This is a genomic window from Microbacterium sp. NPDC003461 (assembly GCF_053588335.1).
In genome coordinates, this window is the sequence record NZ_JBSFPT010000009.1 from 70290 (window position 1) to 81044 (window position 10755).

At 65.8% G+C, this 10755-nt stretch carries 8 protein-coding genes, 1 tRNA gene and 2 pseudogenes; 5 read left to right on the plus strand and 6 right to left on the minus strand.

The window, feature by feature from the left end:
* Nucleotides 1-29: 29 nt before the first annotated feature.
* Nucleotides 30-2216 carry a YhgE/Pip family protein gene (locus tag ACWDR7_RS05850; RefSeq protein ID WP_449853991.1) on the minus strand — a complete coding sequence of 729 codons (2187 nt, stop codon included), beginning with the start codon at nt 2214-2216 and terminating at the stop codon, nt 30-32.
* Nucleotides 2213-5098 carry a YhgE/Pip family protein gene (locus tag ACWDR7_RS05855; protein ID WP_449853997.1) on the minus strand — a complete coding sequence of 962 codons (2886 nt, stop codon included), beginning with the start codon at nt 5096-5098 and terminating at the stop codon, nt 2213-2215. The genes ACWDR7_RS05850 and ACWDR7_RS05855 overlap by 4 nt, the downstream gene beginning before the upstream one ends.
* A 108-nt stretch (nt 5099-5206) precedes the next feature.
* Between ACWDR7_RS05855 and ACWDR7_RS05860 the strand changes: the two are divergent.
* The 3 genes and pseudogenes from ACWDR7_RS05860 to ACWDR7_RS05870 all read left to right on the plus strand — a co-directional run.
* A pseudogene (locus tag ACWDR7_RS05860) lies at nt 5207-5503 on the plus strand (integrase core domain-containing protein); the annotation flags it as partial.
* 140 nt (nt 5504-5643) lie between these two features.
* The gene (locus tag ACWDR7_RS05865) at nt 5644-5901 is read left to right on the plus strand and encodes a hypothetical protein (protein ID WP_449853992.1); all 258 of its coding nucleotides are present in this window, start codon (nt 5644-5646) and stop codon (nt 5899-5901) included.
* A gap of 96 nt (nt 5902-5997) precedes the next feature.
* Nucleotides 5998-6780 (plus strand): acetoin reductase, encoded by a 783-nt coding sequence (locus tag ACWDR7_RS05870; RefSeq protein WP_155049184.1) that lies wholly within the window; start codon nt 5998-6000, stop codon nt 6778-6780.
* A gap of 93 nt (nt 6781-6873) precedes the next feature.
* Here ACWDR7_RS05870 and ACWDR7_RS05875 read toward each other — a convergent pair whose 3' ends face one another.
* Complete coding sequence (locus ACWDR7_RS05875; protein ID WP_449853993.1) at nt 6874-8100, minus strand: MFS transporter; 1227 nt, start codon at nt 8098-8100, stop codon at nt 6874-6876.
* Between the two features lie 5 nt (nt 8101-8105).
* On the minus strand, nt 8106-8756 hold the full coding sequence (locus tag ACWDR7_RS05880) for a GntR family transcriptional regulator (RefSeq protein ID WP_114306374.1): 651 nt from the start codon (nt 8754-8756) through the stop codon (nt 8106-8108).
* A gap of 93 nt (nt 8757-8849) precedes the next feature.
* On the opposite strand from ACWDR7_RS05880, the gene ACWDR7_RS05885 reads away from it, so the two are divergent.
* Nucleotides 8850-9344: a TetR/AcrR family transcriptional regulator gene (locus tag ACWDR7_RS05885; RefSeq protein WP_449853994.1), complete on the plus strand. Its 495-nt coding sequence runs from the start codon at nt 8850-8852 to the stop codon at nt 9342-9344.
* On the opposite strand, the gene ACWDR7_RS05890 is transcribed toward ACWDR7_RS05885, so the two are convergent.
* Nucleotides 9332-9736: a MarR family winged helix-turn-helix transcriptional regulator gene (locus ACWDR7_RS05890; protein ID WP_449853995.1), complete on the minus strand. Its 405-nt coding sequence runs from the start codon at nt 9734-9736 to the stop codon at nt 9332-9334. The two genes, ACWDR7_RS05885 and ACWDR7_RS05890, sit on opposite strands and share 13 nt — an antisense overlap.
* Before the next feature lie 76 nt (nt 9737-9812).
* Here ACWDR7_RS05890 and ACWDR7_RS05895 point away from each other — a divergent pair.
* Nucleotides 9813-10148, plus strand: a pseudogene (locus ACWDR7_RS05895) (EamA family transporter); the annotation flags it as partial.
* A 376-nt stretch (nt 10149-10524) separates the two neighbouring features.
* Here the strand turns inward: ACWDR7_RS05895 and ACWDR7_RS05900 are convergent.
* Nucleotides 10525-10598, minus strand: a tRNA-Pro gene (locus ACWDR7_RS05900).
* Nucleotides 10599-10755: the final 157 nt, after the last annotated feature.

Here is a 10755-nt window from a genome sequence, read left to right on the forward strand (position 1 = left end):
GTGGAGACATGATCACCTTTCGCGGGCGCTTACATGAGCTTGGTGGATTCAAGCGCCTCTGACATGCTGCGGTTGTACGCGATGAGGGGGCGCCGCAGCACCAGGCCGAGCAGGAGGGCCGGGACGATGAAGAGGGCGAGCAGGAGAAGAGAGATCCAGAAGTCCGCTGCGTAGACGCCGCCGATCGCCGACCGCAGCGCCTGAATCGCGTAGGTGGCGGGCAGGAATGGGCTGATGTTCTGGAACCAGTCGGGCAGGAGCTGAAGGGGGTAGGCGCCGCCAGATCCGGAGATTTGGATGACGAGCAGCAGCACGCATAGTGCCTTTCCGGCGTTGCCGAACGCGACGACCGCGGTGTAGACGATGAGGGTGAATACGAGGGAGATGATCCATCCGGCGAGGATCATGAGCAGCGGGTGAGCGGGCTCGATCCGGACAAAGAGGATGAGCCCGAGGGTGAGCAGTGTGCTCTGGGCAAGGCCGACGAGTCCGAAGATGCCGTATCGTCCGAGGTATTTTTGGGTCGTGGTGAGTTCGGAGGTGCCCGACAGTGTGTTGTGGTTGACGTCGACGCGGATAGTGACTGTCATCAACAATGCTCCGACCCAGAGCGCGAGGATGGTGTAGAGCGGTGCCATGGCGGCGCCGAACCCGGCGACCGGGAACACCGCGGTGCGGTCCACCCGGACGGGTTCCCCCAGTGAGGTGGCGAGGACGCCGGGATCGCCTCCGATGATGTCGCGGAGTTCACTGAGATCACCGGTGTCAGTTGCGGTTCCGAGCGCCTGATCGAGCTCGTCGAACCGGTCGGCCAGTTCACCCAGTGAGGTGGAGATCCCATCTGCGATGGTCTTTCCCCGGTCGATGGCGGTCATCACGGAGTCCGATGAACCCGACAGGCTCGAGGACACGTCGGCAAGGTCGTCGGACACGATGGAGATGTCCGAGTCGAGCCGTGAGAGCGTAGAAGACAGAAGGTCCAGTTGCGGCTTCAGTCCGTCGGCGTATGCGCTCTGTGCGTTCTGTACCGCGGTCTTCGCATCGGCGATCGTGCCGAGGATCTCCTGGTGAGAGCCCTGCTCGGAGGCGTTGTCGTCCTGGATGTCCTGCGCAGCTTGGACGAGACTGTCGTGCACAGCCTGCTGCCGCGCGATCGCGTCGTCGAGGGCGGCGATGACGGTATCGAGGGCGCCTTCGGCAGCCTCGGGCAGTGTGGGCCGAACCTCGGTGTCAAGGGCGTCGCGAATGGTGCGGTATCGGTCGACCTGGTCCTGGACTCGTGCCGCGAGGTCAGTGAGCACCGTCACGCGATCGCCGCTGAGGGAATCCATGTCCACGTAAAGGTCGTCGATGCGATCGCCGACCGCGTTGTAGCTGTTGACCGTCGCGGACAAAGCGTCGGAGACTCCTTGGGTGGCGGTACGCAGAGCGGAGCCGAGGGAGTCGACCGCATCGCTTCCGCTACCGACGGCGTCGGAGGCGTCGCTGAACGCGGCTCCAGCGGAGCCGACGAGGCCGGAAGCACTGTTCACCACGGGGATGCTGGAGTCGAAGAGGGCGGAGAACATGTCGGCGGTCTGCGCACTCGAACGCAGCTGCGTCGTGAGGCTGGCCACGCGTGCTTGGAGCCGGGCCAGTGCGGCCTGGGTGTCGTCGTCGGTGAGGAAGTCGGAGAGGGAGGAGAGCAAGCTGAGCGCGATCTCGCTGAGGGTCTTGGTGAACGTCTCGGTGATCTGCGCAGACACACCGTCGGCACCCTGTTCGGTGATCTTGGGAGCGAGCGCGTTCTTCTTCTCATTGGTGTAGAGCGCGATGTCGGTGTGCTCCGCACCGTCGACGTAGAACGTCATCATGTCGGCGCTGAAGGACTGCGGAAGCACGATTGCGGCGTAGTACGCACCCGACTTCGTACCGTCGATCGCATCATCTTCGGTCGTGATGACCCAGTCCAGATCGTCGTTGGCGCGCAGCGCGGACAGGACCTGCTCGCCGACGTTGATCCGGACTGGAATCAGATCGCTCTCGTAGCCGGTGTCGGTGCTGGCAACGGCGACCTTCAGGTTGCTGGTGTTCGCGAACGGATCCCAGCTGGCGATCACGTTGAACCAGGTGAACAGGGACGGGATCACGACGAGACCGAAGATGACGATGCACGCCATCACGTTCTGTGTCGCGTGACGAACGTCGCGCCCCACCAAACGCAGAATGACGCTCACGACTGCTCCCCCTTCTCCGCAGGGCGGTCATCCTCTTGCTGCGATACGCCCTCGTTCTCATCCGCTTCCGCGGGCTCATCGTGACTCACCGCGTTTGCGGTCGTCGGCTCGGGCGCGCCAGCGTCCGCGTGGGCGGAGTCGTCGGCTGGGGGCTCACCCTGGAACCAAGTCGCTATGACATCATCCACGTCGTCAGGGGCGTGCCCATCCGTGTCGCCGGTGGCAGCGATGTCGGCGGACGGGCTTTCCTGGAGGGGATCACCGGAGCTCAGATCCTCTGCGAGCAGATGTTGCGCGCCGGGAACGGACTCGCGTCCCGTGCGCGCCTCTGAGGAGACGACGGTGGCGTGCGCCTGCGCACCACCGGCGAAGACCGCTTGGCGCAGGTCGGCGTCATCGAGCTCGGCGATTTCTCCGGCTCGCGCGAAGCTCCATCTGGCGTACTCGATGGCGACGAGGAACCCGATGACCAGAAGGCACCAGAGGGTTCCTATGCCCAGCAGGAGCGCCTTGACGTCGGCGAACGTGACAGCGGCGGCGGCGAGCAACGCGAGCCCCGTGAGCCCGACGACCAGGGTCGCCCGCAGCAGCACCGGGTAACGGTGCGTGAACGGGCGGGCCCGGCGGGTGAGCTCGTCCCGGTAGGCGCCGCGGTTCGAGAGTGCGTGGATGATCTCGCTCAGCCGGTATCCTCCGCCGGCGACCTGCACGTTCTCGCCGATCAGCAGGTCGGTTGCGGCGACCTCGCGGTTGAACAGGATATGGAAGCTGGCGAGTCTGCGCCGCAGGACCAATCCGACGAGGAACGCGAGGGCGACGAAGACGGCGAGAATCCCGAGGAACCGCCAGTAGTGGCTGCCGTAGAACCCGGCGATCGTCTCCCGCATTGCGTCGATGCCGTAGGAGAACGGCAGCAGCGGATAGATCGCGCGGAAGAAGTCGGGCATCAACTCGATCGGGTACAGCCCTGACGCGCCGGGGATCTGCATGATCACCAGCAGGATGCACAGACCTCTCCCCACATGCCCGAACGCGACGCAGAGCGCGTAGATGATGCTCACGTACGCCAAGGCGATCAGCACAGCGGTCCCCACGAAGGCGACGGCGCTCGCGGTCTGGACACCGATGATGAGGTTCCCGATCGAGACCACCAGCGCCTGCCCGACAGCGAGCAGCGCGAACAGGCCGAACCGTCCCAGGTAGGCCTCGCGGACCGTGACGCCCTCAACACCTTCTGTGTCGACCTCGGTCTTGAAGATCACCATCAGCACGAACGCACCGATCCACAGCGACAGGTTCGTGAACAGTGCCGCCATCGCGGACCCGTAGGAGGATACCGGGAACATCTTCTGCTCCTCGACGACGACGGGCGAGGCGATGAAGCGGGCGATGTCGTCCGCGTCCAGTCCGGTGATCGTGCCGAGCGCACCCCACTCCGCTGCGGCGGCGACCGCTTCGATATCGGTGCGCGCGGCCTGCAGGTTCGACTCGAGGCCGGCGATGTCGGCGTCGAAGCTGTCGAGCGCCGTCGCGGTGGATGCCAGCTGCGTATCCGCGCTGCGCAGCAGGCCGCCGACTTGGGTGAGGACCTGCCGCTGTGAGGCGACCGCCGCCGAGAACTCTCCCGCGCTGGAGGACAGGCGGGCCATCGCGCTGTTCAGCGCCGGAAGGTTCTCGGTGAGCACTGTCCGCAGATCGGATGCCGCAGTCTGCGTGCCTTGCGCCGCCTCATCGACGGCATCGGCAGCCGCCTGCAGCCCCTGGATGGTGTCGCCGGTGCCGGCGTTCAGTTGCGACAGATCCGCGAGGAGTTGCTGATCGGCAGCGTTTCGCTCCTGCAGCGCCTCGATCACCCCGGACAGACGCTGCTGCGTCTCAGGATCCAGATCGAAGCCATCAATCAAAGCCTGCGCCTGCGCGATCGCGGCCTCGTTCGCCTTGAGGACGGTCTCGACGTTGTCGATCGCTGCGTCCACCTGCAGCCCTGCAGCAGTCAGAGCCCCCGTCACCTGGGCGATCGAGGAGTTCGCGGAGGCGGAGGCATCCGCGAGCAGTGTCGTGCCTGTGAGGTACGCGGCCGTTGCGGCATCGGTGAACCCGATCACCTGCTCCTGCGCGTCGGCGATGATCGACTGAGCTTCCGCTGTGGCCTGCTGAACGTCCGCCAGCGTCGTATCGACATCCGTGAGCGTGTTCTGGGCGGCCGACAGCGTCGCGCGAGAACCGGCGATCCCGTCCTGGAGGTCGGTGATACTGCTCCGTGTCGATGCCAGTGACTGCGAGGTGCTGTCGAAGGTGTTCAGCGCGTCGTCTTTCGCGGTCAGCAACCGTGACTCGACGCCATCTCCGGCATCCCTCACCGCGTCTGTCGCAGCCAGGGCGACCTGTTCGGTGAAGGCGGCCGTGATCTGCTGGTCGAGCTGGGATGCCCCGACGTCGGTGATCTTCGGCGCGATCGCGCTGGCCTTCTCGTTGACGTAGTACTGCAGCGCCGGCTGGGTGAACTCGCCGCTGGTGATGCTGAGGAGATCCTCGCTGAAGTCTGCGGGGATGACGATTGCCGCGTACACGTCACCGCGCCGGACGGCCTCGGCGGCCTCCTTTTCGCCCATGAAGACCCAGCCGAGCTGATCGTTCTCCTCGAGCTGCGCACTGACCTGATCACCGACGTTCAGCGCCCCGGTCAGCTCCGACGATGCGCCCTCGTCGAGGTTCGCCACTGCGACGCGAATGCTCTCAGTGTTCGCGTACGGATCCCAGAACGCGTTGATGTTGAACCACGCATACAACGCCGGAGTGATCAACACGCCGATCACGATGATCCACGCCTTCCGGACACGGATCAGTCGGGTGACGTCCCTCCTGAAAACCCGCCAGCTCATCCGCACGCCCGCAAGCATACACAGTTTGCACAGCACTGTGCACGTTACCGAAGTGGCCTATCGCCGATCATGTGCGCACGCCCTCCTTGCGGCGAACGCCCTCCTTGCGGCGAACGCCTCGCAGAGATCGGCGCCACGCCCTCGATCGGGACCGTCGGCGACAGCTATGACAACGCCCTGGCCGAGACCGTGAACGGGTACTACAAGACCGAACTCGTCCGCGGACCCGCACGCCCAGGGCCCTGGAAGACGGTCGAGGACCTCGAGCTCGCGACCCTCGGATGGGTGCACTGGCACAACACGCAGCGCCTGCACGGCTACCTCGGCGACGTCCCACCCGCCGAGTTCGAGCAGACGTTCTATGCTGGCCAAACCACCACAGATCAACTGGTGGGAATCAAATAGCGCGAGTCTCCATCAGACCCAGGGCGCTTCACGATCGCGAGCAGCAAGCTCCGCGACCGGCTCGAATCCGTCACGATGCAGAAGGCGCCATTGCCGAAAGCCTAGCCCGCACCGGCAGCCGCATCCAGTGCGGCGCCGACATGGTCTTCGCCTACGTCGACCTGCTCGATGACCCGGCCGAGCTCTACGACAGCATCGTCGACAGCGCGAAGCGTGACCTGCTCGGCGCATTCTTCGACCGCATCGACGTGGAAGACGAGCCGCTCGTCCAGAATCCACAGGTTCGACGCATCGACCCCGACATCGTTCGAGTCCTTGCGCATGGGGAAAAGCAGCTCGTGGACGCGGTCTTCGCGAGCATACTTGCCATCTCCGTCCGACTCGATGAGTTTTGCTAGGATGTCGAGGGTCGTGCGGCGCCGAGCAACGTGCCTTCGGGCGACCTTCTCTCGGAGCGCGACAGCGCTTCATCGAACTATGAAGGAGTAGTCGGAATGTCCACTGCCAAGGTCGCTCTCGTCTCGGGCGCAGGTCAGGGAATCGGTCGCGGAATCGCGCTCCAGCTCGCGAAGGACGGCTTCGACGTCGCCGTCGCAGACCTCACGTTCCAGGAGGAGAAGGCGCGCGGCGTCGTCGCGGAGATCGAGGCGCTGGGCCGCCGTGCGATCTTCGTGGCTGCCGACGTGTCGAAGAAGGAAGACGTCGTCGCCGCTGTGGACGCAGCCGCCACGCAGCTCGGCGGGTTCGACGTCATCGTGAACAACGCGGGCATCGCGCAGGTCAAGCCGATCCTCGACGTGACGGCGGAAGAGCTCGACAAGATCTTCTCCATCAACGTGAACAGCGTGGTCTTCGGCATCCAGGCCGCTGCCGACAAGTTCATCGAGCTCGGTGTGAAGGGCAAGATCATCTCCGCCGCCTCGATCGCGTCGATCAAGGGCTTCCCGATCCTCGGCGCGTACTCGGCGTCGAAGTTCGCCGTGCGCGGCCTCACGCAGGTCGCGGCGCAGGAGCTCGCCCCGAAGGGCATCACCGTCAACGCGTACGCTCCCGGCATCGTCGGCACGGGCATGTGGGACCTCATCGACGAGAAGCTGTCGGAGATCAACGGCAAGCCGCGGGGCCAGAACCTCAAGGAGAACGTCGAGAGCATCGCCCTCGGCCGCATCGAGACGCCCGAAGACGTCGCGAACGTCGTGTCGTTCCTCGCAAGCGAGAAGGCCGACTACGTGACCGGCCAGGTGCTGCTCGTGGACGGCGGAATGCTCTACAACTGATGCATCCGAAGGGGGCGCGGGGAGGACATGTCCTTCCCGCGCCCCCTTTTTTGCGAAGTCTTCGCGAGGACGCCGCGCCCGGCCGTTTCCTCATCAGGCCGCCGGCAGGTGCCGGCGCCAGCTGAGCGCGACGATCCCGACGCTGACCGCCGCCAGGACCGCGCCGGCGAGGAACATCGTCGTGTACGGGATCCACGCGCCGAGCGCGGCGAGGATCGCCGGGATGAAGAACCCGAGATACGTCAGTGAGTAGTACACCGCGGTGAGTCCGGCAAGATCGCGCGGACCGGCGATCCGCTGAATCTCGCGCAGTCCCCCGACGAGCAGCATGCCGTAGGCCGCGCCGAGTGCCGCGGCGGCCACGAACGCCCAGGCGAGCGAGTTGAGGCTCACCGCGACGGCGGCCAGGATCATGGCGGGAACGGTGACCGTCAGCGCGATCCCGATGCCGCGGGCCGACAGCGGGGTGTCGACCTTCGCGGCGAACCGCTGCACCGCGACACCGCAGCCGAGCGCGACGACGCACAGCAGACCCGACACACCGATCTGCAGTCCCGGCGCCTGCGACATCATGAGGCCCGGCAGGATCGCGTACGCGCTTGCGGCGGTGCCGAAGACCCACGGCGCCATCGGGACGACGACGAGGAGGAACCGGCGGTGCATCGCGGTGGGGATGCGCAGGTCGGCGAGGAGCGGCCCAGAGGTGTCTCGGCGCGGCCGGCTCTCCGGCGCCGCCCACAGCAGCACGAGCGCGACGAGGGTGAGAGCGATGTGCAGGAGGTAGGGCGACGCGGTGGGGATCGGGCCGAACTGCCCGAGCGCCGCAGCGAATCCGGCGCCCAGCGCGAACCCGGACGTCAGTGCGAGTGCAGCGCGTGAGGCGCCACGGCCGTCGACGGCGCGGGTCGTGAACGGAGGCTCGGAGAGCTCTTTCACCCAGCTCGTGCCGACTGCCATCACGAGCCCCAGCGCGATACCCGACAGCACCCGCCCGGCGAACAGGAGCGGCATCGAGGAAGCCCCGACGGCGAGGAGCGCGCTGCCCGCAATCGCGATGATCGGGGCGGGGACGAACAGCGGTCGGCGGCCGTACCGGTCGGACAGCGGGCCGCCGAGAAGGAGCGCGGGCACGATGCCCAGGACATATGCCCCGAGCAGTACATTCACGCTGAAGGCGCTCATCTGGTCGATCTGGCGGTACATCACGAGCAGCGGTGTGAACTCGTTTCCACCCCACGCGACAGCGAACAGGGCAGCGCTCACGCGCATCCAGGGGACGATCGCGATCCGCTCTCCGGCGGCGGCTCCCTCGGAGGACATCTCACTCATGACAGCAGCTCCCGGTGGGTCTTCTTGATGTGACGGCCGAGTGCCACCTCGAACGCCGCGGTCTCGCCATCGCCGATGAGGCGGACGAGCAATCCGTGATCGTCGAGCACCTGCTCGGCTCGGTCGTCGCGTCGCCAGAGCGACCACGCGAGCATCCGCCTCTGCCGATCGCGCAGCGTCGCGAAGAACTCTGCGAGCAGGGCGTTCCCGCCGGCCGCGACGATCCGGGCGTGGAAGGCCGTGTCTGCCTCGGCGAGCCGCGCGAGGTCGGATGCCTCGTACGCGCGGCGTTGCTCGTCGAGAATGTCGGAGAGCTCGTCGACGACGTCCTGCACCCGTTCGGAGTCACGGACGAGCCGCCGCACGGCATCGGTCTCGATGAGGATGCGCGCCTCGACGACGTCGTCGAGCTCTCCCGGCGTCACATCGCGGATCAGCGCACCGCGCTTGGGGTACAGCCGCATCCACCCCTCGACCTGCAAGCGCAGGAACGCCTCGCGGACGGGGGTGCGGCTCATCCCGAGTTCGTCGGCGATCGTTCCTTCGCTGACCATCGTCCCGCCGGCGAGATCGCCGTCGAGGATCCGCTCCTTGACCTTCGCGTACGCGGCATCCGCGGCGGATGCCTCCGTCTCCTGATGCTCCATGACCCCGTCCCCGTGCTGATGAACAAGATAGATACTAGTTGCATCTCAGCCCGGTGCAAAGTGGCTCTTCGGACATTCGGTGGGGGTCATGGGGTGAGTGAAGTCTCCGTCGATGACGTCGCCCGGGACGCCGGGGTCACGCGAGGAGCGGTCTACCACCACTACCGGACCAAGGTCGCGCTGTTCGGCGAGGTCGTCGCCCGTCTCCAAGCTGACATCGCGCGAGCTGTCGTCGCGGCAGCAGAGAAGGCGGACCCGCAGCCTCTCGAACAACTCAGGGCCGGGTCGCATGCATTTCTCGAGGCGATCACGAACGGGCCCGCCATGCGCATCCTGCTCGTCGATGCACCAGCGGTGGCCGGCTGGCAGGAATGGCGCCGACTCGACGCGGAGAATTCGGCGACGCATCTGCGAGAAGCGCTATATGAGGCAGGAGTTGCAGAAGAGATCCTCGATGCGTCGACCGCGCAGCTCTCCGGCGCGATGAACGAGGCAGCCCTCTGGACGGCTCAACACGATGACACCGATCTGGCTCGTCGACAGTCCCATAGGGTTCTCGACAGACTACTCACGGCCTACGTCTCGTAGATCCGACTCTGGGGCATGCGCGAGCTTTCCAGAGACTCGCACGATGTCAAGGAGGTCGCGCGCGTCGAGCCGATCGGCGAAGCGACGGCGCACGGATTCCAGGTGCACGGCAGTCGCTGCTCGAAGGGCGTCGAGACCGAGGGGGCGAGCACGAGCAGACAGCCGCGACCATCTGCCGGGTCGGGGTCACGGCGAATCAGCTCTCGCGCTTCCATCCTGCCGGCGTGACGCGAGAGCCTGCTCCGTGACCACCCCATCTTCTGCGCCTGGGCATGCAGTGTGCTCGTCATTTCCGGCGTTTCGACCAGGGTGCTGAGCACCTCGTAGTCGGTCTCCGAGAGACCCGATGCAGCAAGGTCGTGCACCACACCGGCCTGCACTGCGATCGTCATGCGACGAAACGCGCGCCAGGCGACTTCCTCGTCATCGCTCAGCCAAGGCGCCGCCGACCCCATCCTTCTCGTTGACATGATTCTGCTGACCGGCATCGCCGTGGTGCGGCAGCCTCCCATGGGCACCGTCGTGGAGTGGGGCGCGTTCGCGTACCTCGCGGCGGTGAGCATGTTCCTCGGGTTCTTCGCCTGGTATCGCGGCCTCGCCATCGGCCCAATGTCGCAGGTCAGCCAGGTGCAGCTCACTCAACCCGTGATGAACATCCTTTGGGCGGCCATGCTGTTGGGCGAGCACATCGGCTGGCAGACCGTGACCGGCGGCATCGCCGTAATCGGCTGCGCACTGCTCGCAGTTCGCGCCCGCAACCGAGGGAAGCAGGCAGGCGTACGAAACACACTCCGCGCTAACTGATGACCGATCTCGCAGAGGTTAAGCGGCTGATCCGTGGCAACCCGCAGGCTCGGTGGTGCCCGCAGGGAGTGCACCAGATCCGCAGCGTCTCATCATCGCCGACCCCGAACCGCGGGGTGAGCTCACGAATCGACTGCGAGCGGGGCCACCCTCTCGGGCCTGACTGTCGTAAACCATGCGCACGGTGCGGTATCGCAACTCCGGACTGAACTTCACGGGCACCTTCTGGTGCACTCCGCGGGCTACGACACCTAACGGGACTGGTCCACTTCGACGGTGCCCAGATCGAGCAGATCTAGCGAGTGGACCAGCAAGTGACCACCCAGGAGAACGACGAAGCCCAGGTGAGAAACATGCTCTCACCTGGGCTTTTTTGTCGGGATGACAGGATTTGAACCTGCGACCCCTTGACCCCCAGTCAAGTGCGCTACCAAGCTGCGCCACATCCCGATGTCGCCCGCGATCGGACAACTCCACTAGTCTACCCGCTCCCGCGGGGTGCCGCGAACCGGCGACTTGACTCGCGTAAAAGGTCCGGGAGCGGCAGCGTGTGCCTCACGTAAGAAGGTCCGCGTAGCGATTCGTGTTCCCTGGCGATGTGAGCAGG

Coding starts and splice junctions, on each gene's coding strand:
- ACWDR7_RS05855 (WP_449853997.1), bottom strand. CDS start 5,098: ATGAGCTGGCGGGTTTTCAGGAGGGACGTCACCCGACTGATCCGTGTC.
- ACWDR7_RS05865 (WP_449853992.1), top strand. CDS start 5,644: ATGGTCTTCGCCTACGTCGACCTGCTCGATGACCCGGCCGAGCTCTAC.
- ACWDR7_RS05870 (WP_155049184.1), top strand. CDS start 5,998: ATGTCCACTGCCAAGGTCGCTCTCGTCTCGGGCGCAGGTCAGGGAATC.
- ACWDR7_RS05875 (WP_449853993.1), bottom strand. CDS start 8,100: ATGTCCTCCGAGGGAGCCGCCGCCGGAGAGCGGATCGCGATCGTCCCC.
- ACWDR7_RS05880 (WP_114306374.1), bottom strand. CDS start 8,756: ATGGAGCATCAGGAGACGGAGGCATCCGCCGCGGATGCCGCGTACGCG.
- ACWDR7_RS05890 (WP_449853995.1), bottom strand. CDS start 9,736: ATGACGATCGCAGTGCAGGCCGGTGTGGTGCACGACCTTGCTGCATCG.